The organism is Streptomyces sp. NPDC002730, assembly GCF_042888805.1.
Classification (GTDB): domain Bacteria; phylum Actinomycetota; class Actinomycetes; order Streptomycetales; family Streptomycetaceae; genus Streptomyces.
The window spans coordinates 509,605-536,125 of the sequence record NZ_JBIAQG010000004.1 but is presented as its reverse complement, the minus strand read 5'-3'; the positions used below and the strand labels follow the sequence as shown (position 1 = coordinate 536,125).

Annotated in this window: 25 protein-coding genes and 3 pseudogenes; 12 read left to right on the top strand and 16 right to left on the bottom strand. The window is 67.4% G+C overall.

All coding sequences use genetic code 11. From position 1 onward, the window contains the following. Positions 1-100: 100 nt before the first annotated feature. A complete protein-coding gene (locus tag ACFYXH_RS13495; RefSeq protein ID WP_389562218.1) occupies positions 101-1,060 on the top strand; it encodes an alpha/beta hydrolase family protein in 960 nt (319 codons plus the stop codon). 283 nt (positions 1,061-1,343) lie between these two features. Here the strand turns inward: ACFYXH_RS13495 and rox are convergent, their stop codons facing one another. Continuing rightward, entirely contained in the window at positions 1,344-2,771 is a 1,428-nt protein-coding gene (gene rox, locus ACFYXH_RS13490) for a rifampin monooxygenase (RefSeq protein ID WP_389562217.1), read from the bottom strand. A 757-nt stretch (positions 2,772-3,528) separates the two neighbouring features. Here rox and ACFYXH_RS13485 point away from each other — a divergent pair. Then, on the top strand, positions 3,529-4,125 hold the full coding sequence (locus tag ACFYXH_RS13485; protein ID WP_389562216.1) for a hypothetical protein: 597 nt from the start codon (positions 3,529-3,531) through the stop codon (positions 4,123-4,125). 23 nt (positions 4,126-4,148) lie between these two features. Here ACFYXH_RS13485 and ACFYXH_RS13480 read toward each other — a convergent pair. Next, positions 4,149-4,241 (bottom strand): annotated as a pseudogene (locus ACFYXH_RS13480) (IS5/IS1182 family transposase); the annotation flags it as partial. 55 nt (positions 4,242-4,296) lie between these two features. Between ACFYXH_RS13480 and ACFYXH_RS13475 the strand changes: the two are divergent. Next, positions 4,297-4,890 (top strand): GNAT family N-acetyltransferase, encoded by a 594-nt coding sequence (locus ACFYXH_RS13475; RefSeq protein WP_389562215.1) that lies wholly within the window; start codon positions 4,297-4,299, stop codon positions 4,888-4,890. Between the two features lie 128 nt (positions 4,891-5,018). Here the strand turns inward: ACFYXH_RS13475 and ACFYXH_RS13470 are convergent, their stop codons facing one another. After that, complete coding sequence (locus tag ACFYXH_RS13470; protein WP_389562214.1) at positions 5,019-5,639, bottom strand: TetR/AcrR family transcriptional regulator; 621 nt, start codon at positions 5,637-5,639, stop codon at positions 5,019-5,021. Between the two features lie 156 nt (positions 5,640-5,795). Here ACFYXH_RS13470 and ACFYXH_RS13465 point away from each other — a divergent pair, with 156 nt between their 5' ends. After that, entirely contained in the window at positions 5,796-7,013 is a 1,218-nt protein-coding gene (locus ACFYXH_RS13465) for a cytochrome P450 (RefSeq protein WP_389562213.1), read from the top strand. 68 nt (positions 7,014-7,081) lie between these two features. Here ACFYXH_RS13465 and ACFYXH_RS13460 read toward each other — a convergent pair whose 3' ends face one another. Then, positions 7,082-7,978: a hypothetical protein gene (locus ACFYXH_RS13460; protein WP_389562212.1), complete on the bottom strand. Its 897-nt coding sequence runs from the start codon at positions 7,976-7,978 to the stop codon at positions 7,082-7,084. Positions 7,979-8,151: 173 nt separating this feature from the next. On the opposite strand from ACFYXH_RS13460, the gene ACFYXH_RS13455 reads away from it, so the two are divergent. Further along, the gene (locus ACFYXH_RS13455; RefSeq protein ID WP_389562211.1) at positions 8,152-8,304 is read left to right on the top strand and encodes a hypothetical protein; all 153 of its coding nucleotides are present in this window, start codon (positions 8,152-8,154) and stop codon (positions 8,302-8,304) included. Between the two features lie 88 nt (positions 8,305-8,392). Here the strand turns inward: ACFYXH_RS13455 and ACFYXH_RS13450 are convergent, their stop codons facing one another. Then, complete coding sequence (locus tag ACFYXH_RS13450) at positions 8,393-9,067, bottom strand: formylglycine-generating enzyme family protein (protein ID WP_389562210.1); 675 nt, start codon at positions 9,065-9,067, stop codon at positions 8,393-8,395. 265 nt (positions 9,068-9,332) lie between these two features. Here ACFYXH_RS13450 and ACFYXH_RS13445 point away from each other — a divergent pair, with 265 nt between their 5' ends. Next, on the top strand, positions 9,333-9,854 hold the full coding sequence (locus ACFYXH_RS13445; protein ID WP_389562209.1) for a hypothetical protein: 522 nt from the start codon (positions 9,333-9,335) through the stop codon (positions 9,852-9,854). A 240-nt stretch (positions 9,855-10,094) separates the two neighbouring features. On the opposite strand, the gene ACFYXH_RS13440 is transcribed toward ACFYXH_RS13445, so the two are convergent. Continuing rightward, positions 10,095-10,442 (bottom strand): MerR family transcriptional regulator, encoded by a 348-nt coding sequence (locus ACFYXH_RS13440; protein WP_389562208.1) that lies wholly within the window; start codon positions 10,440-10,442, stop codon positions 10,095-10,097. Positions 10,443-12,059: 1,617 nt separating this feature from the next. On the opposite strand from ACFYXH_RS13440, the gene ACFYXH_RS13435 reads away from it, so the two are divergent. From ACFYXH_RS13435 to ACFYXH_RS13425, 3 genes are all read left to right on the top strand, one after another. Next, positions 12,060-12,884 (top strand): LLM class F420-dependent oxidoreductase, encoded by an 825-nt coding sequence (locus tag ACFYXH_RS13435; RefSeq protein ID WP_389562207.1) that lies wholly within the window; start codon positions 12,060-12,062, stop codon positions 12,882-12,884. Positions 12,885-12,992: 108 nt separating this feature from the next. After that, on the top strand, positions 12,993-13,421 hold the full coding sequence (locus tag ACFYXH_RS13430; protein ID WP_389562206.1) for a TIGR03668 family PPOX class F420-dependent oxidoreductase: 429 nt from the start codon (positions 12,993-12,995) through the stop codon (positions 13,419-13,421). Positions 13,422-14,328: 907 nt separating this feature from the next. Further along, positions 14,329-15,771: a DUF2079 domain-containing protein gene (locus ACFYXH_RS13425; protein ID WP_389562205.1), complete on the top strand. Its 1,443-nt coding sequence runs from the start codon at positions 14,329-14,331 to the stop codon at positions 15,769-15,771. 189 nt (positions 15,772-15,960) lie between these two features. Here ACFYXH_RS13425 and ACFYXH_RS13420 read toward each other — a convergent pair whose 3' ends face one another. The 7 genes and pseudogenes from ACFYXH_RS13420 to ACFYXH_RS13390 form a co-directional block, all read right to left on the bottom strand. Then, on the bottom strand, positions 15,961-16,428 hold the full coding sequence (locus ACFYXH_RS13420; protein WP_389562204.1) for a hypothetical protein: 468 nt from the start codon (positions 16,426-16,428) through the stop codon (positions 15,961-15,963). 98 nt (positions 16,429-16,526) lie between these two features. Further along, positions 16,527-16,907, bottom strand: a complete 381-nt coding sequence (locus ACFYXH_RS13415) for a hypothetical protein (protein WP_389562203.1) — start codon at positions 16,905-16,907, stop codon at positions 16,527-16,529. Further along, positions 16,904-17,488: a TetR/AcrR family transcriptional regulator gene (locus tag ACFYXH_RS13410; protein ID WP_389562202.1), complete on the bottom strand. Its 585-nt coding sequence runs from the start codon at positions 17,486-17,488 to the stop codon at positions 16,904-16,906. The genes ACFYXH_RS13415 and ACFYXH_RS13410 overlap by 4 nt, the downstream gene beginning before the upstream one ends. Positions 17,489-17,583: 95 nt before the next feature. Continuing rightward, a complete protein-coding gene (locus ACFYXH_RS13405; RefSeq protein WP_389562201.1) occupies positions 17,584-18,732 on the bottom strand; it encodes a serine hydrolase domain-containing protein in 1,149 nt (382 codons plus the stop codon). Between the two features lie 98 nt (positions 18,733-18,830). Continuing rightward, positions 18,831-19,463 (bottom strand): class F sortase, encoded by a 633-nt coding sequence (locus ACFYXH_RS13400; RefSeq protein ID WP_389562200.1) that lies wholly within the window; start codon positions 19,461-19,463, stop codon positions 18,831-18,833. Positions 19,464-19,664: 201 nt separating this feature from the next. Then, positions 19,665-20,156 (bottom strand): sortase, encoded by a 492-nt coding sequence (locus ACFYXH_RS13395; protein WP_389562199.1) that lies wholly within the window; start codon positions 20,154-20,156, stop codon positions 19,665-19,667. Between the two features lie 249 nt (positions 20,157-20,405). Beyond that, a pseudogene (locus ACFYXH_RS13390) lies at positions 20,406-20,597 on the bottom strand (sigma factor); the annotation flags it as partial. A 257-nt stretch (positions 20,598-20,854) separates the two neighbouring features. Between ACFYXH_RS13390 and ACFYXH_RS13385 the strand changes: the two are divergent. Then, on the top strand, positions 20,855-22,516 hold the full coding sequence (locus tag ACFYXH_RS13385; RefSeq protein ID WP_389562198.1) for a cutinase family protein: 1,662 nt from the start codon (positions 20,855-20,857) through the stop codon (positions 22,514-22,516). A gap of 269 nt (positions 22,517-22,785) precedes the next feature. Here the strand turns inward: ACFYXH_RS13385 and ACFYXH_RS13380 are convergent, their stop codons facing one another. Further along, on the bottom strand, positions 22,786-23,004 hold the full coding sequence (locus ACFYXH_RS13380) for a hypothetical protein (protein WP_389562197.1): 219 nt from the start codon (positions 23,002-23,004) through the stop codon (positions 22,786-22,788). Positions 23,005-23,390: 386 nt separating this feature from the next. Between ACFYXH_RS13380 and ACFYXH_RS13375 the strand changes: the two genes are divergently transcribed. Further along, entirely contained in the window at positions 23,391-23,918 is a 528-nt protein-coding gene (locus ACFYXH_RS13375; RefSeq protein WP_389562196.1) for a GNAT family N-acetyltransferase, read from the top strand. A 48-nt stretch (positions 23,919-23,966) separates the two neighbouring features. On the opposite strand, the pseudogene ACFYXH_RS13370 reads toward ACFYXH_RS13375, so the two are convergent. Further along, positions 23,967-24,047: pseudogene (locus ACFYXH_RS13370) on the bottom strand (AAA family ATPase); the annotation flags it as partial. A gap of 79 nt (positions 24,048-24,126) precedes the next feature. Here ACFYXH_RS13370 and ACFYXH_RS13365 point away from each other — a divergent pair. Next, positions 24,127-24,519 carry a signal peptidase I gene (locus tag ACFYXH_RS13365; protein ID WP_389562195.1) on the top strand — a complete coding sequence of 131 codons (393 nt, stop codon included), beginning with the start codon at positions 24,127-24,129 and terminating at the stop codon, positions 24,517-24,519. A gap of 860 nt (positions 24,520-25,379) precedes the next feature. On the opposite strand, the gene ACFYXH_RS13360 is transcribed toward ACFYXH_RS13365, so the two are convergent. Continuing rightward, entirely contained in the window at positions 25,380-26,222 is an 843-nt protein-coding gene (locus ACFYXH_RS13360) for a hypothetical protein (RefSeq protein ID WP_389562194.1), read from the bottom strand. Positions 26,223-26,521: the final 299 nt, after the last annotated feature.

The following is a 26,521-nucleotide window of genomic DNA, read 5'->3' as shown; positions in this document are numbered from 1 at the left end:
CCGCTTTTCAGTCTAGCTGAAGCCGGACGCTCCTGACCGCCTCACCCGCCGCCAGCCGCATGAGACCGGCAGCAGAGGCCATGGAAGGTAAATACGCATCATGAGTGAATCGACTTACGCAACCCACGCCGTCAGCTCGCCCACTCCCGTCCTCTCGGTCAGTCCGGTTGTGCTGTCAGCTCCCGGCCGAGCCGTGGACCTGCAGGTGCGAGTCTCCGCGCCCGTGACCGGGAGCGAGCTGCCGGTCATCCTCCTCTCGCACGGCCAGGGCTACTCGAACAACCTCTCCTCACTGAACGGCTACGCCCCACTCGCCAACTTCTGGGCGGCGCACGGCTTCGTCGTGATCCAGCCCACCCATCTGAGCTCGAAGACCCTGAGCCTGGATCCCGATACCCCCGGGGCGCCTCTGTACTGGCGATCGCGGGCCGAGGACATGAAGTGCATCCTCGACCAGCTCGGCGTGATCGAGGCCGCTGTCCCGCAGCTCCTCGGGCGCCTGGACCGAAGCAAGGTCGCCGTGGCCGGGCACTCGATGGGCGGGCACACCGCGAGCCTGCTGCTGGGCGCCCGGCTCACCGATCCGCACGACGGAACGGAAGTGAACCTGGCCGAGCCCCGGATCAAGGCGGGTGTGCTGCTTGCCGCACCCGGCAGAGGGGACGATGCCCTCAGCGAGTCCGCAGCCGAGAATCTTTCTTTCTTCTTGACCACGGATTTCTCCGAGATGACGGCTCCCGCGCTCGTGGTCGCCGGCGATAAGGACGCGTCTGCCCACCTGACGGTTCGGGGCCCGGACTGGCACACCGATCCGTACTTCCTCTCCCCGGGCCCCAAGTCCCTGCTCACCCTGTTTGACGCAGAGCACGGGCTCGGCGGCGTCTCTGGATATGACGTCGCCGAGACTACGGACGAGAACCCCGAGCGAGTGTCTGCGGTCCAGCGGCTCACCTGGGCCTACCTCCGCACCGAGCTCTACCCCGGGGATTCCGCTTGGCAGGCAGCGCGTGACGCGCTGACGGCCGGCCCCAACCCGCTGGGGCGGGTCGAATCCAAGTAAGCCCAAAGAGGCACCATCTCTGTAGCGGACCAACGGCACGAGATGGTCGCCCTGGATCGGCGGCTCCTCCGCGAAGGGCGCAGCCGGCCCTCCGCGGACTCCTTCCAAGACCCGTATTTGACTGCGGCTCCCCCAGGCCTGGGTCAGGTCGGCGACCTCCACATCGAGCTGCTGCTCCCTGGCCGGCGGACGCGAGCGGCCCGCAGCCGGCGCCATCTTGCCCGCCTCAGGGAAGTCGGCCTGCCGGAGATAGGTCCCGCTCTTTCGAGCCACAACTGCGCGCTCAGCCGACGGCAGCGCCGAACCACTTGGGCAGCCGGCTGAGCAGATCCTGCTGATCTTCACCGACCCACGCCACGTGGCCGTCCGGCCGCAGGAGCGCCGCGGGCGCGTCCAGTTCCTCGCTGACGTCGACGACGTGGTCGACTCGATCTGCCCAACCTGCCACCGTAAGCCGGCCGGTCTGGTCGAGCAGTAGTCCGCGGCCGCCGTGCATCAGCTCGTAGAGGCGACCCTGCTTCAGCTTCACGTCCCGCATCCGCCGGCCGAGCAGTTCATGCCCCTCGCCGAAGTCGTAGCGGACCCCGACCGCGGTGATGATCCCGGTCACGTACCGGTTCACCTCCTCGAAGTCCATCAGCTTCGAGAACAGCTCCCGCAGCGCGGTCGCACCCGGATCGGCCCCCAGCAGCGTGATCTGCGCGCGGGTGTTGTCCAGCACGCGCGCGCCCACCGGGTGCCGTTCGGCGTGGTAGCTGTCCAGCAGCCCCTCCGGCGCCCAGCCGTTGACCGCGGCGGCCAGCTTCCAGCCGAGGTTGAACGCGTCCTGCACGCCGAGGTTGAGCCCCTGCCCGCCGGTCGGCGGGTGGATGTGCGCCGCGTCTCCGGCCAGCAGCACCCGGCCGACCCGGTAGCGCTCGGCCTGCCGGGTGGCGTCGCCGAACCGGGACAGCCAGCGCGGCGAGTGCACGCCGAAGTCGGTGCCCGCGAACGCCCGCAGCTGCTGTTTGAACTCCTCGAGGGTCGGCGCGGTCGCACGGTCCTCGGCCACGCCGTCGGCGGGCACGACAACGCGGCACACCCCGTCCTCGTTGGGGACGACGCCGAACCGCAGTTGGGTCTTGCGGACTTCCTCGACGACGGCGGCAATCGTCGCCGGATCCTCGGTCACCTCCATTTCACCCAGCAGCGTCTCGACCTTGGCGGGCTCGCCGGGGAAACCGACGCCGAGCAGCTTGCGCACCGCACTGCGGCCGCCGTCGCACCCGACGAGGTAGCGCGAGCGCAGGTGCGTGCCGTCCGCCAGCTCGACGGTCACCCCGTCCTCGTCCTGGCTCAGCCCGACCAGTTCGCAGCCGCGCCGGATCTCGGTACCGAGTTCGACGGCGCGCTCGTTGAGCAGCCGCTCGGTGACCGGCTGCGGGGTGGCGACGCCGTACGGGTGCGCCGTGTCCAACCGGTCCGGCCACGGCTTGACGATGCCGCCGAAGAGACCGCCGACCTGGAACTTCTCACTGACCGCGAGGAACCGGTCCAGCAGGCCGCGCTGGTCCATCATCTCGACGCTGCGCGCGTGCAGGCCCTGCCCGCGGGACTGCTCGGTCGGCGCGGTCAACTTCTCCAGCACGACCACCTGCACTCCGGCCAACCGCAGCTCGCCGGCCAGCATCAAGCCGGTCGGTCCGCCGCCGACCACGATCACGTCAATCATCAAAACGCCCATTCAACGAGATTGGATTTCGGCCAGCCGCTCCGCGCAGTCCGGCGGTACGCACACCCGCACCTCCGCGCCGAGTCCCCGCAACCGCACCGCGAGTCCCGGCGGTTCGACGTCCCGCGCAACCCATACATCGACAACAACACACGCACTTCGCGAATTTGCCATTTCTGCAGCTTCTGGCCTTGGCCGACCATTCTGCGGCAGGCCCCGGGCCTTGCCGCAAGCCCCCCGGTGCGCTATATGTTGAGAGTGGCAAGGAGTGGGTACTCTCCTTGCCTTTTGTCATCCGCTGTGGACGGACAAGCTCCTCCCGAAGCGGTGACGCGCCGCGTACGGCGACGCTAGCGGTCCAGGAGGATTTCCTATGGGCCTGCGGATGCAGCCGCGGCCATTCTCATGGGGTTCGTCGCCGCGCCGCACAAGCGCTGGCCGGAGCTCGCCAAACGCATGCACGACACTGAGCACGTCGGCGACGACACCGCTTGAGGTCCGGGTGCCGTCAACGAACGACCTATTCGTTTTCGGCGTCCTCGGCGCATGATCGCCATCATGCCGGGCCAACCTGGCGCTCAGCGGGGCCAACTCAAGCCGGCTTGCTGCCTGAGAGGCCGGTGTACCACCCGGACTCGCTTGCAGGTTCAGGAGGGCCAGCGGTGGCCCAAAGTGGTCGATGATGCGTTCATCCACCGAGGATAGCCTTCACCATGTTGTCGAACGGTCTTGCACATCCCACTAGTTGGAGCAGTTTATGAGTGACGCATACTCACCCATCCTAGAACTGAACCTCCTCAAGGAGCTGGAAGAACGAATCGGAGTCGAGAACATCTCGCCCGGGTTCTACCTGACGGACTTCGGAGACACTGCGGACATCAGCACCTGGTCGGAGGATTCAGAGTTCCTCGACAGCCTTCTCCCGTTCGCGAACGCCAACGCTTCCAATTCAATCTATGCCCTCTGGCGCATCGACCGGCGCGCCGACCTGGCGACGCTGCCCGTCGTTGTGTTCGGAGACGAAGGTGGGATCGCTGTCGTCTCACGCAATCTCCGGGATCTGTGCCAGCAACTCGGGTGCAACCGGACGCTCATGGTCGGGGACTACAGCGCCAGTTTCCGTGATGACGCAGATGACGAAGACGAAGAGGGGCGTCGTACGGAGTATCTCGCATGGCTGCGACAGCATTTGGACCTGACTTCGACGCCTGATCCCAACGCCCTCATGGTTGCAGCCGAGAAAGAAGTGGCAGTTCAGTTTGCGAACTGGGTCGGGCACTTCATAGATGACGAGGACTTCGTGGAGGACTTCATACACGAGATTGCATGGAAGCACAAAGAATCAACTGACTGATGGGCGCATAGATGCGCAGGTGGTCATGGTCGGCGGCTGGGGCGTTCTTCCCAGCGATGGGTCGTCCATGCCTGACGGATCAGGCTGCGCACGGTGATGATGGTGTCGGCGAGGTCGAGGGTTCGACATAACCGATCGACACCCTGATCGTGATGGCGTTAGCTGGCCGGCATGCCAGAACTGCGTACCGAGCGTCTCCTGCTCCGCCGGTGGCGGGAGTCCGACCTCGAACCGTGGGCGGCGATGAACGCCGATCCCGAAGTCCGAGAACATTTGGGGGAACTGCTGACGCGGGAGCAGAGCGATGCCGCGGTGGCACTCATGCAGGCCGAGTTCGACGAGCGAGGTTTTGGGTGGTGGGCGCTCGAAGCACGGGAGACTGGTGAGTTCATCGGCCGCGCCGGCTTGGACGAGGTGGACGAGGACATGCCGTTCGCGGGGGTGGATATCGGGTGGCGGTTGATGCGTTCGGCGTGGGGTCACGGTTACGCCACCGAGGCCGCCCTGGCCTGCATGGCCTTCGGCTTCGATGCCCTCGGGCTGCCGGAGGTCGTTGCGTCGACGACCGTCAACAACCTTCGTTCCCAGGCAGTGATGCGCCGGATCGGCATGACCCGCGACCCGGCCGACGACTTTGAGGATCCGAGCGTGCCCGAAGGGCCGCTTCGCCAGTGTGTGCTGTACCGGACCCCCCGCAAGATGCCCACGGGCTACACCACGCGGCGGGACACGACCCGGCCGGAGCCGTACGGCTCTCACCGTTGAGCAACTGAACGACAGGCAGCCGAGGTGAACGGCCGTGGCCAACCCCGGACTGACGGGGTCCGACTCCGGTCTTCGCCCGGACTGATCGTGACGCGACGGTCTCTCCCCACCAATGGGGCTTGCCGCGGTCAGGGCGAGTGAAGTCTCGACAGTGCCTGCTGCAGTTGGTGCGGGGCGAGCGGTGTGCCGGGCAGTGACGCGGCGGGGGCACGCAGGCCGTTGAGGAACAGAGTCAGGGGACGTAGCCATGCGCCGGGGGATGCAGCCTCGGCAGCGGGGACGGCCCGGCCGAGAGCTGCGAGGACGAAGAGCAGATCCTCCACTGTGACGTCGTCGCCGACGGCGCCCCTCTCGCGGCAGCGTGCGAGGAGATGACCGAACGTTTCAGCGTTGTGGGCGTGCAGGTCTTCCAGCGAGGGGATGCCGGGAATGGTCGTGGTCATCAGGTCGGTGACGCCCCGGTCTTCGGCAAGTCCGGTGAAGATGTGCATCACGTAGGCGACCAGACCCGTCCAGGGATCTTCGCTTTCGCGGGCACGCTCGCCCGCTTCCCGCGTCGCTGCCAGCAGGTCGTGGAACACGGCCTCGATCAGGGCGGCGCGGTCGGGGAACCGCCGGTAGAGCGTGGCGTTGCCGACGCCTGCCCGGCGGGCGATCACGTCGAGGGGTGCCTCCACGCCCTGCTCCGCGTACACCTCCCGAGCAGCGTCCAGGATCCGTCGGCGGTTGCGCTCCGCGTCTTGTCTCACGGCTCCACGCTACCCCAAAACGAGGAGCACTCCCCACTTTCTGCTACGGTCTGGAACCGGCAAGCGGGGAGCACTCCCCGGTTGTCGCTTGTTCGTCGTTGGTTGTCGCTACCGCAGCCATCCGTCGCACGTCCATGACCCCGGAGGACAGACACCGTGACACTCGTCGAACTGGTCCCCGACCAAGCCCACTTCACCACCGATCCCCACGGCCGCTACGCACAACTGCGCGCGCAAGGCGCCGTCCACCACGTCCTGCTGCCTTCGAAGGAAGCTGCATGGCTGGTGACCGACGCCGCCGCCGTACGAGCCGCGCTCGCCGACGAGCGGCTGCGCAACGACATCCGGCACTCCGCCTCCTGGACCCACGACGGCGGGTACGCGATCGGGCGGAACCTGCTGCAGGTCGACCCGCCGGATCACACCCGGCTACGACGGCTGGTGGCAGGTGAGTTCACACGGCACCGCATCCAGGCACTGCGACAGCGCGTCCGGGACATAGCCGACGGACTGGTCGACGCGATGGCACCGGCGGGGCGGGCCGACCTTGTCGACGCCTACGCCTTTCCCCTGCCGGTGACCGTGATCTGTGAACTGCTCGGAGTACCGGGCGCGGACCGGGACACCTTTCGCGCCTGGTCCGCCGAGATCGTCGCTGCCACCAACCACGAGGCAGCTTCAGCCGCCGCCTCGGCGATGACCGGCTACCTCACCGACCTCATCGAAACCAAACGAAGCCGGCCACTCGACCCGCACACCGAAGCGGACGGCTCGACCAAGGGTGATCTGCTGCACGCCCTTGCCCACGCCAACAGCACACAGGAAGAGCCACTGACACCGCCGGAGCTGCTCGGCATGGCCTTCCTGCTCCTGGTGGCCGGTCACGAGACCACGGCCAACCTGATCGCCAGCACTGTCCATCTGCTGCTCCGCCACCCTGCCCAGCTCGCCGCCCTACGAGCGGACTGGACCCTCCTGGAAGGCACCGTGGAGGAAGCCATGCGCTACGAGCCCCCCGCACTGGCCACCACCTACCGCTACCCCGTCGAACCAGTCACGATCGCCGGCACCACCATCCCCAAGGGCGACCCCGTTGTTCTCGGCCTGGCCGCCGCCAACCGGGACCCGGCACTGTTCCCCGAACCGGACCGCTTCGACATCCACCGCGACCCCGCCAACACCCGCACCCACCTGTCATTCGGTCACGGCATACACCACTGCCTCGGCGCGCCACTGGCACGCCTGGAAGCCGCAATCGCAGTCCGGACCCTCCTCGAACACCTCCCCCACCTCGCGCCGGCGGACCCATCCACCCCTCCCGAATGGCGCCCCAGCCTCCTGCGCGGACTGCACCGACTGCCCGTGACCTGGTGAACCACCAGGCACCGCCCGCCGCTTACCGCCATCCCCCGGCGGCTGCCAGGAGTCGCGCTGTCCCGTAACTACGACAGAGCCGGTTCACGGGCCGCGGCGCTCCACACGAGGGTGAACTGCTCGTAGAAGTAGTCGAACCAGTCACCGTCGCGTGCCCGCAGGAGCTGGAACGTGGGCCGCAGGTCGTGGTCACCGAGGAACGACCCGAGCCGTAGGTCCATCTTCCCCCCGCCCAGGCCTGGATCGTAGGCGTAGAGCGTGTAGGGAGCGAGGTAGTCCACGAGCCTGATTTCCAGTCCAGAGTTGTGGGCTCCGAGTCGGCGCAGGATGTTCAGGTTGATGCTGAGCCTTTCTTCCAGGTTCCGTACGTCATTGTCGGGCGCTCGGAAAGCGGCCATGTTCATCGCTGCACTGGCCGGTTTGATCAGCAGGACCTTCACCAGCACACCCTTGGCGAGCGCCTTCTTCAGGTAGGGCTCGAGATACGGGATGTGCATCGAAAGGGGCGTCCCCCACAGCCACACTTCCTCCTCGGCGTTCGTGACGAGATTCTGGATGTCGGTGAGGTTGTCTTGTTCGACGAAAAAACGTGTGGCGGAGACGGGGCCGAGCTCCTGCTCGGACTTGCTGCGCCTGCGAGGGTTCTCCCTGCCGGCCTCGACTCTGTCCAGGGCCTCGAGCCACGTCTGGACCTCGTGCTGGTCCGTCACGCAGCAGGCCGCGAGGAGGGATTTCAGCGTGTGCGGTCTCGGCGGGCGGACACCACGCAACACGTCGTGCACCGTGGAGGTGGGCAACGGGCGCTTTTGATTGATGCCCCATTGCTCCAGATCGCGTAGTGAGGGCGGGTCTTCTTGCCCGCGCAGCAGTTCATTCAGACATTCGGCCAGTTGCTCTTTCGACTTGGCCTCCGCCACCCGCGCGATGAGGTTTTCGCCGGTCATGTGCGCCTCCAGGGGAATCATCACTCGCCTCCACGCTACCCAGGTGAGGTGTGTCCGGCTGCATGTCCGGGACAGGACCGGATGTCCTGTCAACCGGGCTTGTGGGGCGGACAGTTGCCGGATGCGCGTGCGTTGCCGGACAGGGTGCCGGACTGGCTTTCTGCTGGTGTCAGCCCACCAGCGAGGAGCATGTGATGACTTTCCCGAGCAATCAGATTCCGCAGGCCTCGGAGTGGATCTCCTGGGCCGTGATCGGCCTTCAGTTCCTGACCGCAGCCATGACGGCAGCATCGACCGCGGGAAAGGCTCGCCGCCGCAACCGCCGGCGGCGCAACGGCAGTAGCTGAGGCCGTGCCCCCTGCGGTGCGGCGGAGGAGGTGTGTTGCTGGGGCGGTAGGGGCCGCGCAGACGGCGATCCGGCCAACAAGGGACTACTCAGAGCAAGACGGAACGCGCGATGCGGAATCCGACGTCGTCGATCTGGAAGGTCGGGTGGCTGCGGCGCCGCACCGAGGCCCGGCAGCTCCAGGGCTCGTCAAACCACCCACCGCCACGTAGTACCCGATAGGTGCCGTAGGCCTCGGCGTCGTAGACGTCCCAGCACCACTCCCAAACGTTGCCCAGCATGTCGTACATGCCCCACGCGTTGGGCTGCTTGAGGCCCACGTCGTGAATCCGCTCGTGCGAGTTGCCGCGATGCCAAGCAATCTCGTCGAGCCGCCCGTACCGCGCGCCGGCCGTACCGGCACGACATGCGTGCTCCCACTCGGCCTCGGTCGGTAGCCGGTACCCGTCAGCGGATGCGTCCCACTCGATTCCCTCGACGTCAGCACGGAGGCGATACGCGGGCGCCAACCCCTCGCGTTGGGAAAGGGAGTTGCAGAACCGGACAGCGTCCAACCAAGAAACGCCCTCGACGGGCAGGTGGTCGCCTTGCGCGGTGCTCGGCCGCCGACCGGTGACCTGTGCGTACCGCGCCTGGGTGATCGGGAACGCAGCGAGCCGGTAGGGCGCAAGCTCGACCGACCAGCTGCGCTGTGTTCGCCGGTCCGACAGTGTCACTTGCCCCGGCGGGATGGCAGTCATCTCGTCTCCTGCGCTCGCGTCCATGAGCAGGCGATCTTACCAACTGCCTGTACCCGCACAGCGGACAGCTCCAGCGCCGCCGTTCGTAGGCCGCCAAGGCCCACCAACAGCAACAACCCTTCGACAAGGGGTCTCCGCACGGTGGCCGCGCCAAGCGCCATCAGCCGTATGAATGATCGGCAGCCGGCAGACCATGAAGGCGCCGCCAAGGAGTCACCTCACGACCAGCCAAGGCCGCGTCCCGGGGAGACGGCATCGCTCTCCAGTCCTCGCTGGCACACTGGCGGACGTGGACAACACGCTGTGGGTGGCTGCGCTGACGGCCGGAACTGCCGTGCTGGCCAGCTGGGTTACCAGTCGAGGCAACGCCAATGCGGCACGGCTGCAGGCCGAGGCCACAACCGAGTCTCACCGCCTCGCCCGGCAGCGTGAAGCCAGGCGAGCCGCCTATGCGGCCGTCATCGACAAGGCCGTCGCCATCGGCGAGTTGTACTGGAAGATCCCCGAGGCTGCTCACATCGCTGACCCCGACAGCCGGCGCGCAGAGCTGCTGCGGCTGCGCGAACAGATACGGGACGTGTACGCCTCCCTCCTGCGCTGCGTACAAGTGGTCACCCTGGAAGGCCCGGACGATGTCGCCGAAGCAGCCGCCGCCCTGGACAAAGCCACACCGTCCACCGCCCGGCTGATGCGCGCCATGGCCGACGGCGACACCGCCGCCGAAGAACTGCTCACTGAGGAAACCCGCGCCTACTGGCCCGCGATGACCGAATTCATCGAACGCGCCAGCAGAGCCGTCCGGGCCATGTGACCCCTCGCCCGCGGCCTGACCCGTGCCCTTACCGAGCGCGGGGCGGACTCGTCTCCCGAAGGGAGTCATGCTGCCTGGCCATGGAGATCGCGCCGGGAGCAGGAGCGGCTCAGCCGGCGGGTGGGCGTCGCGTGCCGACGACGCCCGGGCCCACGTGTTTACCCGGCCCGGCGAACACCGTGCCCCGCCCGAGTACTTCATGGCCCGGTGAGCGAGGGTTCGCCGATGCTCCGGCGGCGGTCAGGACTCGGCAGCCCTGCCCGCATCTGCTGTGGACTTGCGTAGCTCCTCGTTGAGTCTCAGGGCTTCTTCGAGCTGGTCTTCCAGGATGACGATGCGGCAGGCCGCGTCGATGGGAGTGCCGGCGTCCACCAGTTCGCGTGCGCGGGCCGCGATACGCAACTGGTAGCGGGAGTAGCGGCGGTGGCCGCCGTCCGACCGCAGCGGGGTGATCAGACGGGCTTCGCCGATGGCCCGGAGGAAGCCGGGCGTGGCGCCGATCATCTCGGCCGCGCGGCCCATGGTGTAGGCGGGGTAGTCGTCATCGTCGAATCGATCGCTGGTGGGCGATGGAGTTTCTGGGGGCACTTGCACCTCTTCCGGAACGCGTCGAGGGGCCCCGGTGCCGTACGGCACCGGGGCCCCGAGGGGTTTCAACACCATCTACCGGCGCTGAGCGCCGACTTTCGGTTTCCGCATGTCCGCCTGGGAGGTCGGAGATGCGGGGATCGCGGATGCTTGACCGGGGACCACCTTCCAATCCGGGGCCTGCGGTACCCGAGCGAACTGGAACCTCGCTCGGGCGATCCTGATGGCGTCTGCTCCTCTCTCACTCATCTCTTCTTTGGGTCGGTACTGCTCTGAACACGCCGTGCTGCTCGGCGACCCCTGGGGCCGCGCGGCCCGGCAACCAGTCCTGGGGCCTTCCTGCACTTCCTGGCCCCAGGACTCCACTGCCGTGCCGTGCAATGCTCGCGCCAGTTCGTCTCTGCCGCGTATCGCTGACTTCGTTGGCTACATCAGGAACGCTAGCCACGCGAGTACGCAATGTCTATCTCAGCCACGACAGATTTCCCCCATTCAGGGGGAGAAGTTATCTGCTCCTCGCGACCTGCGGCGCGGACCCGCCCAGCCAAGCCTCACTCCAACGAAGGGACGGCCCGGCCCTGCGACCGTGATCAGCGAGACGTCGGTCGGCCAAAGTCCTCGTCGTATCGCCCGGTTCCAACGCCGCCACGTAGGCCTGTGCCTGCTTCAGGTCCACAAGGGCCCCCCCGTACGCCGGCCGGGTGAGGGAGCACGTGGCGCACGGTCGCGGCGCCCTTCCCGTGCGCGACTCCGGCCACAGCTCAACCACCGGCGGGTCGTACCCGAACGCGCCACGCTCCGGACAGGGGTACGGGCGGGAGGGACCCCACATACGTTGGTCGCTGGGGGGCATTGACTGCCCTGCTCCCCCGGCAGTTGCTCGGCGAGTGCCACGAACAGGTGGAGCACCATGCGCTCGGCCAGGTCCCAGCCGAGGGTCCTTCCACCGTGGTGCACTCCTCGGCTGTCGAGAGCGAGGTTGTCGAAGACAACGGTGCCACCGGCGCGTACGGTCGAAACGCACCCGACAACCGCGCCTCGGTGCCCCTCTTCGAGACCAGCGACACCAGTTCGCCACTGGCTACGAGACTGTCGATACCGCGCGCGAAGTCTGTCCCGTCATCCGCGGTCGGTTCTTCACCGATCCAGGGCGTCGACAACGGCGGAGTCCCCGTGAGTCGCGTGTGCGGCTGCCAAGGGCATGCGCGCGGCCGCCGACGGATGGTGGCGGCTGCCTGACTCGGCTGCGTGGGTCGGCTGTGCCCGCGCTGGATCCCACGGTAAATCCATGCCGGACATGGCGCCGGGCGCATGACCTGCCACTGCACCCGAGAAACGTGCCCGTCCTCCGCCCCCCCGGACGTCGGCACACGGCCCTGCGGGGACGCCACACAGGGATTGTCGGCCGGAGCTGGACGCCACGCCGGGGTTCTGGGCCGGCGGACCGCCCATCCGCGTCCGCCGGCACCCCAGCGCGTTTTTGCGACCGCGGGTCCGGGAAACCGTGCTCCGCGATGGTTCTCACGGGTGGTCATGGGAGCGGGATCGCCCGGGGCGGGTAGTCAGCAGATCTGTGCCACCCGTCCTTTCCCGTACTCGACCCTCGACGGAGCCGTCGTGAAATTCGGAGTCTCGACCTTCATCACCGACCAGGGCATCAGCCCGACCGCGCTCGGAACCGCACTGGAGGAACGCGCGTTCGACTCGTTGTTCATCGCTGAGCACACCCATATCCCGGCGGACCGCCAGACGCCCTACCCGGGCGGTGGTGAGCTGCCGGAGATGTACTACCGCACCCTTGACCCCTTCGTCGCCCTGACCGCGATCGGTGTCGTGACCGAACGGCTGCTCCTGGCCACCGGCATCGCGTTGATCCCGCAGCGCGACCCGATCATCACGGCGAAGGAGGTGGCCTCGCTCGACCTGATCTCCGGCGGCCGCGTGATCCTCGGCGTCGGTGTCGGCTGGAACCGTGAAGAGATGAGGAACCACGGCACCGACCCCTCCACCCGCGGTCGGCTCGCCGACGAGCGGCTACGCGCCATGCGCGACCTGTGGACCGAGGAGAAGGCCGAGTTCCACGGTGAGTTCGTGGACTTCGATCCGGTCTTCGCTTGGCCCAAGCCCGTGCAGCGCCCCCATCCGCCGATCTACGTCGGCGGCGGCGAGGGCGCGTTCCGGCGGGTGGCGCAGCTCGGAGACGCGTGGCTGGCCAACAGCCTGCCGCCACAGGAACTCAGCCCGAAGATCGAACGGCTGCGCGCCCTTGCCGACCGAGAGGTGCCGGTAACGGTGTACGCGGCTCCCGACGATCCCGAGCAGATCGAGGGCTACAGCCGTCTGGGGGTCGAGCGGCTGCTGTTCTACGTGCCGACGATGCCCGAACGGGAGACGCTGGAGTTCCTGGACCGGCTGGCCGAAGTCGCTGCCCGGTACCGCTGAGAAGCCGGAAACCGCTGCGCCTCGAGAATGCGGGACTGATCCGAAAATCCGCAACCGCCATGACCGCCATAGGCGCCGTGAATGCCATGACTTCCGGAAGGGGGCGCGATGCCCGCTCTGACGAGCGCTGAGGCACGGGAGCGGTTCGCCGCGGCGCGCGTCGCCCACCTCGCGACGGCCGACACGGCGGCCCACCCGCACCTCGTGCCGGTGGTGTTCGCCCTGGACGGCGACACGGTGATGCTGGCCGTGGACCACAAACCGAAGCGGACGACGCGACTGAAACGCCTGGCCAACATCGCCGCCAACCCGTCGGTCTGCCTGCTCACCGACCACTACGAGGAGGACTGGGACCGCTTGTGGTGGGCCCGGGCCGATGGCGAAGCCCGGGTGCTCCCGGCACCGGACCGGTCCCCCGAGGCCGCCCGCTGCATCGGCCTGCTCACGGCGAAATACCAGCAATACGCCGTCCGGCCACCCGACGGACCGGTGGTCGAAGTCTCGGTCCTGCGCTGGAGCGGCTGGCGCGCGTCGTGATCCGCGTGCCGGCCGCGCGCCTGCCGTGGCTCGCCCCGGTTACCACGACGAGTGGTTTCGACATGAAGCCCTCCGAGCAGGATTGAGCGCCACTGCGCAGTCTCACACACGCCGACACCGGCGCCGCGCCACACGCCGCGTGAGGCAACAGCTATGCGCCGCTCCACAGGAGTTGAGTCAGAACCAGTGAATGAGAGCCAGCGGGGCAGCAAGAGCGGAGGCCAGGTTGGTCCGTCCGTGATGAGGATGGGCAGCGCCACAAGTCCATGATCAGCGGCGAGAACGGGGGCCACTACTTTCGGGTGGCTTCTGGCCGTACTGGTAAGGGGCTGGAGTGTCGCTTCGACGGCAGGGTCGAGAGCCGATGCGTTGGTCATCCCCGGGCCCTCGTGACGCGCGTCCCTGACAAGGGCGGTTCGGAAGGGCCCGGCCCTGTTGCGGCCTTCAGAATCCGCGGTACCCACAGGCGACATCGCGTGTGGCCGCCAACTCTCGCCTGTTTTGCGCCGGTCCTGGCGCGTATCGCGAAGCGACGGCGTCGGGGTTACCGTAATACGTGGTGCGCGGTTGCCGCATCGAGCTGTTTCCTGAGAAACCTGCTGGGCAATCCCTTGACTGGTCGCCAGAATTGCGACCTCTTGCCGGCAGGCTTCATTGATGGGACCCGCTTTTCGCATCACTGAAGGGATTGGCATGCGCACTTGACGCCGATTCATCGGAAGGCAGCTTGATGCAAATCTTTCCCCCCGCCTTGTCGACTGTCAAGAGATTGGCAGCGGCGAGGTCTGTCGCTCCAGGGCGGAGAGGGGGGAGGGTGTCTGTATCCCGTAGCACTCTCTTGGCTTGGGGAATGGCGTCACTGTGCTTCATCGTATACACAACGCTGTCACTGCGCCGGCATCAGCTCATGCTGACCACGGGATACGACCTTGGTATATTCGAGCAGGCCGTACGCTCCTACGCACATGGTCATCTCCCGACAGCAGACCTTAAGGGCCACAATTACCCCTTGCTGGGCGATCACTTTTCTCCCATTACTGCCATCATCGCGCCCTTTTACAGAATATGGCCGTCACCGATCACTCTGCTCCTGGCGCAGGCAGTCCTGCTCGCGGTGGCCGTCGTCCCGCTGTCCCGCTGGGCACACCGCGCGCTGGGGACGGCAGCCGCGCTGGTGATCGGGCTCGGCTACGGCGTCTCCTGGGGCATCGCCCAGACGGTCGGCTTCGACTTCCACGAGGTGTGCTTCGCCGTACCGCTGCTGGCCTTCTCCCTCGAAGCTCTCGGCAACGAGCGCTGGCGCGCAGCAGTCGCATGGTCCCTTCCCCTGCTGCTGGTCAAGGAAGACCTGGGCCTGACCATCGCGGTCATCGGTGGCTACGCCGCCTACCGCGGCCAACGCAGACTCGGCTTCCTCGCAGTAGCCGCCGGCCTTGCGGGAACGCTCATAGAGATGCTGGTGGTCATTCCGGCCTTCAACCCCGACGGCGTATTCACCTACTGGGACAAAGTGCCGGACGGCGCTGACGACGACCCGCTCGGCCTTCTCCTGCGCTACACCTTCCGCCTGGTCACCCCGGAAACGAAGCTGATCACTCTCCTGATGCTGCTGGCACCCACAGCGTTTATCGCCCTGCGGTCACCTTTCATGCTGCTTGCCGTGCCCACGCTTGCATGGAGGTTCACCTCCGGCAATGAAGACTACTGGGGAACTCGCTTCCATTACAGCGCCGTGCTGATGCCCATCGTGTTCGGCGCTTTCATCCACGCTCTCACTCTGATGCGCCAGCAAAACCCAGCAAGAGACAGTGCAAGGAACCTGCACTGGTCTCTTGTCGTCAGCGCGACCTTCACCATCATCACATTGCCGCTCTTCCCATTCGCGCGGCTCACAGAAAGCGCCACCTGGCAACCCAGTCCCCGCATGGCAGCCGCGCGTCATATTCTCAATATGATCCCCGATGGATCGACCGTCGCGGCTTCCAACCGACTCGTGCCCCAACTCACCAATCGCTGCAACGTCACGGTCTTCGGATTACCCAGTGACCACGGAAACCCTGAATGGGTCGTCGCTGACACTGCCACATCCCAAGGCTGGCCCATCAGTCCAGAGAAAGAGGCTCAAGAGATCGCGAAATTCCGCGAGAAGGGATACAAGACCGTAACAGAAACAGCGGGGTACGTTCTCCTGCATGGGACGGATACGGCGATGGGAAGCACTGCGACCGCAGTTCCGATTTCCGCGGTCAGAGCGCACGGAACAAGCAGTGGGCACGGAGTTACGCCGACGGTTTCAGCAGTGGCCTCAGGCAGGTCGAGAACCGGTATTGCTCGCCTCGCGCTTTCATGAAGCGTGGTGTCCGGCACGGAGAAACCGACCGATCGACCAGGCTCACCCCGGCCCAGGTGAGACGAGATTCAGCGCCAACACACGCTCATCGCCGGCCCTGTTCACGAGTCGTCGTGTTGCGGCGGCACCGCGGTCCAAGTTGGCGGGTGTTGGCTTGTTCACGGTAACGGGGGGCGCGTTGTAGTGCGCCTACTGCGGCCGGGCGAGGGTGGTGCGCATGGCGTCCATCAAAGCGTGCCGGGCTTCCCGCAGTGCCCGTCGCGCCTCGGTGCAGCCGGCATCGCTCCACGTCTCGCCTTGCACCACCGCGTCCCGGTAGGTCACGAGCTTGTCGGCGACACCCTTGGTCCTCTCCACGACCTCGACGGGCGCGATCAGTTCAAGCGCGTACTGCCTTGCATACACCCCGTGGTCCCGAGTGACCGTCCACGCCATCTGCGCCCGCTCCTCCGCCGACCGGTGCACCTCCCGGCTCGCATGGGATATGACATCCCGCGCCTGAGCCAATGCCTCCAGGTACTGGACGTACACCGACCGCAGCGATTCTCGGTCTTGAGTCACGCTGTCCCTGCGCCAGCGGACCCGGTCCGTGGCCAGGGTGCTGCCCACGCCGATCGCCCCGCCCAACGCCACCGCGACCACAGCCGTCCAGTCCATTGCCGCAGCATAGGAAACAGCCCTGCCCCGCGTGGCCTCTTCGGGTGATCCCCCTTGCTCCAACGCGGTCGGCGCTTCAGCTCAGTCCTGTGGTGTTGTTACCTGGCTCCCGCCACTGTCAGTACCGCGACTGGCAGGAGCAGGATCCACTGCGGCAGCCGGAACAGTGGCTTCGACCAGCCGACCGACAGTGTGATGACCAGGAAAGCTGCCGCGTAGGCGATGAAGTGCGCGGCCACGAACCATGCCACCAGGCCGGACCCTGACGTACCGTCCGTCAGTGAGAGATGGACCAGAGCGACTGCGGAAAGCACCAGGTCGACACTCACCATGTGCCACACGGCACGCAGGACACCCTTGGGCTCGTCTGCCAGTCCACAGGACAGCAGCGGGCGCACCACATCCCGATGCCCGCCGACGATGTGCGCCGCGGCCACGCCGAACGCGGTGACGCCCGCTGCGAGGAGCCAGCCGTTCATCGGGCCTCGATTCCTTTGGCTACGACAGCAGCCAGCCGGCCGGCCAACTGCGGGGTGGGGGGTTCGCCCACCAGTCCGACGTGGAAGAACACGGCTCCCGCCATCGTGTCCAGGACCAGGTCCACCGGTGTGTCGGCCGCGATCTCTCCGCGGAGCACGGCGCGTTCGAAGACGATCAGCAGCCGTTCCTTCGATGGGGCCAGGAAGTCGCTGCGGATGCGCGCCTTCAGAGCCGGGTCGGCGGCGAAGTCGGCGAGCAGCCCCGGGAGTGCCGCTGCGGCGGCAGGCGCGTGGAACTCCTCGACCAGACCCTGCAGCAGTACGGTCAGGTCCCCGGCCAGCGTTCCGGTGTCCGGGTTCGGAGCGTGGTCGGTGGTGGTGAACACGGCCTCGAAGACCAACTCGGGCTTGCCCGCCCACCGTCGGTAGATCGTGTCCTTGCCGACACCGGCCCGCGCGGCCACGGCCCCGATCGATGTCGCGCCGTAGCCGACCTCGGCCACCAGTTCTGCGGTCGCGCTGACGATTGCCTCGTGCGAGCGGGGATCCCTGGGACGTCCCCTGGAGGGCGAAGAGCTCATGAGCATTTATATTACGGGTCGACCCGTTTGATAAACAGGCCAGGGTGACGGGCGCCCATCATCGGCGCGTATTCCGCCAGGCACCATGCTCCACCTCAGACGCCGGCCGCGTACCGCCAAAAGTCCCGCATCAGCGCGGGGAAGCTCGGTCCGCCCATCTGCAGCTGGCTGAGCATGACGGTGACCGCGCCGATGGACGGTGTGATGTGCGCTGTTGTTCCGGTGCCGCCGACCCAGCCGTAGCGTCCCGGCACACTCCACGGTTCGACGGCCTCGACATCGACCGCGCCGCCGAAACCCCAGCCCATGCCCTCGAGGAACAACCCGGCGGACTCACGCTCGGACGGGGTCAGGTGATTGGCAGTCATCTGCCGCACCGACTGGGGCGTGAGCAGCCGGCGGCCGCCCGCCGTCCCTTCGGCGAGCAGCATCCGGCCGAAGGCGAGCCAGTCATCGACGGTCGAAACCAGACCGCCGGCGCCGCTCGGGAACGCCGGCGGGCTGCTCCACTGCCCGTCGGCGGCGTCCACCAGCTCGAAACCGCCCTCGGGATCGGTCCGGTAGTAGCCGGTGAACCGGTCGAGTTTTGCGGCCGGTACCGCGAATGCCGTGTCGGCCATCCCGAGCGGCTCGAACAGCCGCTCGGCCAGGAACTCGGGCAGCGGTCGTCCCGTGACCCTGGCGATCAGCACGCCCTGAAGGTCGGAGCTGATGTTGTACAGCCAACCGTCGCCCGGCTGGTGCAGCAGCGGAATACGGGACAGCGCCGCCATCCACTCGTCCGGCGCGGGGACGGTCTGCGGCTGCGGAGGTCCCTGCTTCAGCTCGCTGAACAGCGGCGCAACCGCGGGCAGCGAGAAGTCGGACGGGAAGCCGTACCCGGCACGGGAGCTGAGCAAGTGGAACACGGTGATCGGCCGGACCGCCGGGACCACGTCGTCCACCGGCCCGGCCGGCGTACGGACGACGCTCGGTGACGCCAGCTCCGGCAGCCACTGCCCGACCGGGTCGTCCAGCGCGATCCGACCGTCCTCGACCAGCATCATGACGGCCGCGGCAACGATGGGCTTGGTGATCGATGCGATGCGGAAGATCGAGTCCCTGGCCATCGGGGCGGTGCCCTCGACGTCGACGGATCCCACCGCCTGCACCTCGACCCGGTCACCGCGGGCCAGCAGGCCCACCACTCCCGGCACCGAGCCCTTGCTGACGTGCGTCTCCAGCGTGTCGCGCAGATCGGTCATGGGTCCACCCTCTCAACTGTGCGGTCGGAGACAGGACTCTCGCCGCGGCGCAGAATCATCGGGCCGGAGCCGTCGAATCCAACCCGATCACCCGCCGCTCACCTCAGCGCGGAGGACCCTGACGGTCGGGCGGGCTGTTTCACCGCCGTCAGCGTCGCGTAGACCACGACGTTGCCCCGGTAGCCGGTGCGCTTGGTGTAACTGCCGCCGCAGGTGATCATCCGCAGTTCAGGCACGTCGGAGCCGCCATAGACCTTCTCGTTCGGAAACTTCTTCTTGTCGTAGACCTCCACGGCGTCGACGGCGAACACGGCCACGCGCCTGTCCGCCCGGCTGATCTCGATCGTGTCGCCCTTGGACAGGGCGCCGAGGCCGTGGAAGACGCCGGGGCCGGTGGGCGTGTCCACGTGCCCGGCGGTGACGGCTGTTCCTACCGAGCCGGGAGCAGTGCCGTCGCCGTACCAGCCCGCGCGGCTGGGGTGGTCGGCCGGCGGCGGCCGCAGCCTCCCTGCCGCGTCGAGAGCCAGTCTTGTCATGGGGGCGTCCACGCCGATGGCGGGGACCCGAAGCCGGACCGGATTCGACGGAGGAAGCGGCTGGACGGCGCGTCCCGCGGCTGAGGCGGTGCTGCTGCGGGCTGGGCGTACAGAGGTGGAGAAGGCCTGGGCAGCCGACGGCTGCGGTGGCTGCTCGTCGCGTGCCCCGCTGATCACCAGCACGATTCCGGCCATCAGCGCGCAGGCCAGGAACCTGACTGAAGGGGTGGACGAGTGTGGGCAAGCGCTGGTCTTGTGCCCTGTTTCCATCGCGATTGAGCCTCTGCTTCGCGGCGGGGTGGCGTGGGGTCCTGGCGGCCCCGGGCCGATACGGGTCCGGGCCGATACGGGTCCGGGCCGATACGGGTCCGGGCCGATACGGTGGGAGTTGGGCAGTCAGGTTCGGATGCCGCTCAGGCGTCGGCGTCTCCTGACCACACCCGCGGTGGCGGCTCCGGCGAGCAGCACACCGCCCAGGGCGTACTGCGTACTTCTGTCTTTGGCCGGCTCGAAGCCGGCGTCGACCGAGCCGCTCGGCTGGCGGCCCGTGACCTGGTACGTATCCGTGACCTTGGTCCGCGGCGGGCACTTCACGGTGACTGTGTCGCTGCCGGGCTCAGTCCCTTCCGGGACCTGAAACTCGCCGGTGAGCACACCCTCACCGTCACCTTCGAAGAGGTGGAACGCCCCTCCGGCCTCCGACTCGCCCTTGCCATAGGTCACGTCCGGGCCGCAGGCCGTGGTGCTGACGGTGACCGTGGAGCCCGGGGAAGCGCTCCCCGGGCCGATGTCAAGGCCTGAGTCACCGGCGGCGAAAGCGGCCGGGACCGACAGGCAAAGGGCACCGAGAACCAGGCCGATACCTACACCAACATGTGTGTTACGCACGAGGATCCTCCAACGGAGCAGTGTCCGGCCTGTCTGCGCGGCGCCTCTGCTGTGCTCCGCTCCCGAGGCAACCGACAGTCCGTCAGCTCCGCAACATGACGCATCGCCATACGCGTCACCCAGGCAGGCGTAGTGACCGCTCTCGCTTGATCGTTTACGCAGGTCACCGGAGCAGAGACCGTCACGCCGGAGGAAACACGAGAAGGACGGCGAACGGGCTAGTGACCTGCGTCAGGGATTCGTTGGCAGTACGTACCCGGTGAGGTTCTCGACGCTGCTGGTGCCGGCGCGACTGATGCGCAGCCAGGCTTCCTGGACGGCGTCATCGGCCTCGCTGAGCGAGCCGGGCATCCGGTAGGCCACCGCTCGCAGGTGAGTCCGGTCTTCCTGCCGGCACGAGAGCGGCCGTGTGTACGCCTCCGAGAGCCTCGCGAGGGACAGCCCGGTTGGTGGTCATTTTGATCCACATGGAAATGATGGTGCGGCCCCCGCGTCTCGGGCAGTCTGCTCGACGCGAAAGCAGCGGGACTGCACATGCTGACCCGGCCCCGCCCGAACGGACCTGACATGTGTCGGGGTCCGTGCGCGCCGCGGACCCGCCTACCGTACGGGCTGTCCCTTGGTGGGTGTCAGCTCGTGCCGTTCGCTGCTGGCGAGGCCCTCTGAAACCGGTGGGGCCCAACTAGGGGGAACGACACATGAGAACACTGAGAAATCTGCGGAATCCGATTGATCTGAGTGAGACAAGAAATCCAGGGCCGCGCTGGGCGCTCTTCATGGCGGTCCTCGGTCTGCTGGCGGGACTGCTGACGGCGACGCAACTCGCCGCCGCCTCCGCAGCAGCCGCCCTGCCACCGCCGCCGCAGCCGGCGATGAACTGCGACAAGCCCTGGGTCATCATCAACGCCTATGGCACGGCGGAATATGTGAAAGAGGGGGTCACCACTCCCTACGGCTCCGTCGGCGTCAACGACACCTATGTCAGGGCGGTGAAGAAGGAACTCACGGCGCAGGGTGTGCCCGCGAGCGACATCTCCGCCCGCAATCTCCCCTATCCCGCCTCGGCCATCGACTGGAATCTTCCCTGGCCGCCCTTCCTGGGTGATAACCCGGGGCCCGACGACTACTGGACCTCCATGAGGAAAGGGCGCGACGAACTCGTCCGCGAGATCCAGTTCTACGCGTCCTGCCCCAGCCGCCCGACGCTCGTCCTGACCGGGTACTCCCAGGGCGGCCAGGTCATCAAGAACGCTCTCGCCGCCTCCGATGTCGTCGGCGACCAGGTCCGCTCCGCCGCGGTGGGTGCCGCCATCACGATCGGTGATGCCTCCCGCTACAACGGGCAGATCGGGATGGCGCAGAACGGCCAGATGCTCACCCTCAGGCCCGACTACCAACCGGGGGAGACCACCGTCGACCGAGGCGGACTGATGCAGCGCGTCCCGGTGCCGTCGGTGTTCGCCGGGATGCTGGGCGACGGTCGGTATTTCGACGTCTGCCGGATCGACGACCTCGTATGCAACAAACCGGGTCGTCCCGGCCAGGGCAACTGGCTGCTCGAATTCGCGCAGAGCATCGACGACGGCACCACCAACCCGCCGCATATCGCCTACCGCGACAACGCCCGTGCAGACGGCAATCCCGTCATCGAGCGGCAGAACCGCGAAGGCGCGCGGGTTGCGGCCCAGGTCGCCAAGCGCGCCGTGGCCGCGGCGGTGGCGCAGCGCAACATCGTGCACCCGCCGCCCAATCCGCCGGGACCGCCGCCCGGTACGACGGCGGTCGACATGTGGGCAAGCAATGTCAACGTACGGACCGCGCCGACCCGGGACGCCGACGTCACCCACCGCTTTCCCGGACCCACCACCGTCTACGTCGCCTGCCAGAAGCGTGGCGAGTCGGTGACGGACGGCGGCGTCACCAACGACGTCTGGTCGTATCTGCCACTCCAGCACGGCTGGATCAGCAATCTCTACCTGCGCGGACCCGCGTGGATTCCGGGTGTGCCGGAATGCGCGGGGGCACCAACGCCGCCGAAGCAGGGACTCTACAAATGCTCCATCGGTGGCAATCCCAACGACTGGTGCGCCCGGGTCACCGCCATCGACCCGGGGTCCTTCCTCGGCCTGCAGAACGCGCCCGACTACGAGCACGGACGGAATCCGTACTACCACGGCCACAACGGCGACCAGCTGATCGTGAACTGCTGGACGGAGGGTGCGGTGGACGCGGACGGCACCGGCAATCGGTACTGGTTCTTCGCCGACACCGGCGGCGCGCTGTCCGGCGGCTATGTGAACGACCACTACCTGACGACCGGCCTGTATGCCGACTGGAGCAAGGTCATTTCGCACTGCTGAGCGTGTCTGTCCTCGCGGCGGCCGGGTGCCCACCCGGCCGCCGCGAAGCCTGTGCTTTGGTGCGTAGCGCGCCCTCACCGGCCTGACTTCGACGTGCCGGGCACAAGGTCGCTCGAGTGAACCGGTCGGACCGGGGAGCTGCTCAACTGAACGGCCGCGTATCAACGCCCGGTTGTTTCTCGGGTAGGTCTGGTCTGCGGCGTCCCGGGCTTGAAAATCGCTTCGCGCCGGACTGTCGATCGTTTCCCGCGAGGCCGTGCTGCGCCGTTTCAGCAGTCGTAGCGGTGCGCGCCGGGCATGTCGGGGCAACCGCGGCAGACGAAGAAATCCCTGGCATGGAGCTGCACAGCGGGCACCATCGCTACCGGCTCGGGGCCGACGACTGGCGTGGGCTGACGCAGTGGCTTGTAGTGTCCCGGGTCGGCACACAACGGCCAGGGTTCGTCGGCCGGCCGCAGCAGCGGACCGCCGATGGAACTGTCGTGCACGCCCGGCGTCCCGCCTCTCGGGTACAGCAGGGTCGTCGTCCGGCTAGACCGGCCAGCTCGGGTATCAGTTCCTCCACCTCGCACGGTGGCGACGGGATCCTGCGGGCCATAGTGCACTCCTGGTCGGGTGGGCTATGGCCGGTAGCGCTGACAACCTCTGACGAGAGTCAGGTCGGCACTGGCGCAGAAGCGCGGCTGCCCGATGTGAGGCACTGGGACGACTTCTACGCCTCGCGGCAGGTCGGTCATGGTTCCCCGGCCCAGCTTCCTGCGCCGACCCCTAAAACCCCTGGCACGCTGATCGGCAGAACGCGATGATCGAAAGACAGCACCAAGTGACTTGAGAGTCGGCTTGGCTCACAGAGTGGAGAGGAATCGCTGTGATCGTGACGGTGGAATTGCGTCACGTCGACGAGGAGATGCTCCAAGGGCTCCTCGCGGTGGCTGTCAACGAAGCGGCACCCGGCGAGGTCATGCCACCCGTGGCCGGTCCGCCGGGCTGGACGCCGGCACGGCAGGGCGCCTTCCGGGCCTGGCATCGGGCTCGCCGGCCGGGACTGGCCGGTCCGCTCCGAGAAAGCACATTCGCGATCCTCACCGACGGGCAAATCATCGGATCAGCACGGCTGGCCTGCCGCGACAGTCAAGAGGTGCTCGAAACAGGCATGTGGCTTGCACGTTCCGCACGCGGGCGCGGAATCGGCACCGCCGCCCTCCGGGCACTCCTCAACGAAGCAGCGAGAGCAGACGCACGCCTCGTGGTCGCCGAGACCACCGCCACCAACCTCGGGGCAATCGCCGCCTTGCGCCGAAACGACGCCAGGCTCACCACGGACCAGCACAACGGTCACGTTCTTGCCCTTCTGCCCCTGGACCAGGCACAGCCCCCTCCGCCGGCGTCACCGAACCTGTGATCTTTCGGCTGCATTCCCCACGAGTTCACCGGCCCAAGTGCGCCTGACGAAGGACTCGTTCAAGGCAATGGCCACGTTGTTCTTCTCCTCGCGCTCCGTCAGGACCCTGAACAGCAGCTCGGCTCTTCTCAGCACTGGGGTCTGCTGCGAAAGTACTGGTCACGCCCATCGCAGGCAGCAAGATGGTTGGCTGCTACCGTCCGCGTGCATGAACGACAGTGTGTACGTGGGCAATGCAGGCCGAGACGCGGCGATGGACCGAGGATGGCTGCTGGGACACTTCAAGGACACCGGCGATCCCCGGCACAGCGAGGCCGTTGAGATCAAGTGGGGTGTTCACCCGCGCGGTGACGAGCGTGCCCAGTGGGTGACGGGCGAGGCGCGTACAGCTCTGCTCGTCCTGATCAGTGGCCAGTTCCGCGTTGATCTGCCTGGACGCAGCGTGCTCCTGACCGAACCTGGCGACTACGTCGTGTGGGGCCGAGATGTGGAGCACTCCTGGTACGCGGAGGAAGAATCTGTCGTGATCACAGTCCGCTGGCCTTCTGTTCCCGGCTACAGAGCCCCTGATGAGAAGAGCCAGGCCCGGTCTTCCGCCTGACGCCCTCGGCGGCCTCCTCACGCCCGTCACCCCGTGATCCCCAATGAGCTGTTCCACTGTTCGGCGATGGTGGTCGCACGGGCGAAGTGGGTGGCAGCCTCGTCGTCGCGGTCGAGGAGCCTCGCGAGTTCGCCGAGCGTACGCAACCGGCCGGATGGCCAAGGTGAAACCCGAGGAGGGCGGCGGTGCGTCGCGGTAGGGCAGCAGGGACGCGTACAGCTCCTCGGCGCCCTTCGTCTCGCCAAGCCTGACCATCGCCATCGCCATCGCGCGGAAGGTCGCGAAGACCTTGAAGCAGGCATGCGTCGGTGAGGCGGTACGCCCCGGCGACGTCGCCATCGACTGCCGCGGCGGTCGACTGGGTGAACAGCCCGTACCAGCGGTATATGGGCACATCGTGTTTGATGCCGAGGCGGTCGAGCTCCTCCCCCAGCTCGGCCCGCTCGCCGCGCCACTCCAGCTCGGTGTCGAGCTCGCGGGCCGGGCCAACGTGGCGAGTGCGAGCGCCTTCAGGCCGGGGTCCCCAAGGCCCTCGGCGAGGACGACGGCCTCCTCGGCGGCGGCCCGCACTCGCGGATCCTGTCCGTCGGACAGCTCGGCGGCGTAGGCATCCAACAGCCTGCAGCGCACCGCGGGTTCCAGATCCGGCAGCTCCAGCAAGCGGCCGAGCCGCGCTACGACGGGCTCGTCGACCGTGCCGTAGGGCCGGGTCTGCCAGGGCGTCGGCTCGCTCCACGCCGTGAATGCGCGGATCAGCAGGTCGGTGTCCACAGCCTCACCGCCGCGGTGGCGGTGACCGCCGGTCTGCTCCTGCGCGAGCGCCCGCTCCCGGCGACCACCCTGGGTCCGCCGAACCGGCCTCACACCCTGTGGTGGAAGCGGGACCCGCTTTCGGTGGCCTTCCGTGGCTCCGGCGCGGAAGGTGATCCAGAACTACGCATCAAACGTCGCCGAAGTCCGACCCGTCCCCCGTCCGGCAGCACCGCCTCATCCCTGGGCGGACGCATTCGGAAGCGTCCGTGAAGCAGCCCCAACACGATCGCGGCCCCGATCGCGATCAAGTGCTCACGAGCGGCCAGATTGGGTTTGACGACCGACTCCAGCACCATGGAGCCACCGGTGAAAGCGAACAGAACAGGCGCCCGCCGGACCACCGCGAGGTAGGTGAACAGGCCCACCACCGCCGCAGACGGCCCCGTGTCAAGCACCTGCCCGACCTCAGGCGGCAGCCCCAGCCCCCACCACCCCGGACCGAGCGCAATCATCACCCGCACGCTGAGCGTGCCGGCCAGCGTCGTAGCGTACGCAACCACCAGCGTCCGGGTACGGCCCAGCGAAAGCTCGGCAAGCGCGAACGCCAGGAACAACTGCGTAATGCCCGCCCACACCGGCAGATCCAGCGCAGGCACAAACAGCGACACAGGAGTCCGCAACAAGGCAAGAGGCAGCGGCAGGTCAGCACGCACCTCGCCGAGCAGGCGCACCACCACCGCACCCCTCGGCGTCACGTGAATCGCGTGGAAGAAGATAACCGCGAACGTCGCCAGCAACGCCAACGAGACCCCGCCCACCCCACGGCGCACAAGCCCCCGCACCGGCTCCACGACAACACCACGCCACTCCCCCAGCAGCGTGCCCCCCACAAAACGCACCAGCCAGCTCAACGCACCGTACAACCGCCCCCGGACGCCCTCACGCGCCACGCCCGGCCCCTCGTCAGCGACAGCCTCGCCCTCGCCGTCCCGGCGCCTCTCAAGAACGTCATGCCGAACACCCGTCCCACCGGACATCTGCCGACCAACCCCCCTCACGCTCACAGCGCCGAAGGACCCTGACCATCGGCGCATCACTGTGCCCACGCACCTCCAGATCGTGCACCAAGCCGCACAAGACCTGCACATGGGGGCCGTGGAGACGATCGGCTACACCTCTTCAACTCCGCGGTGTGGCCGAAAACATGCCTCGATCTCGCTCGTCCCACGCATCGCCTGCACCGCCCTCC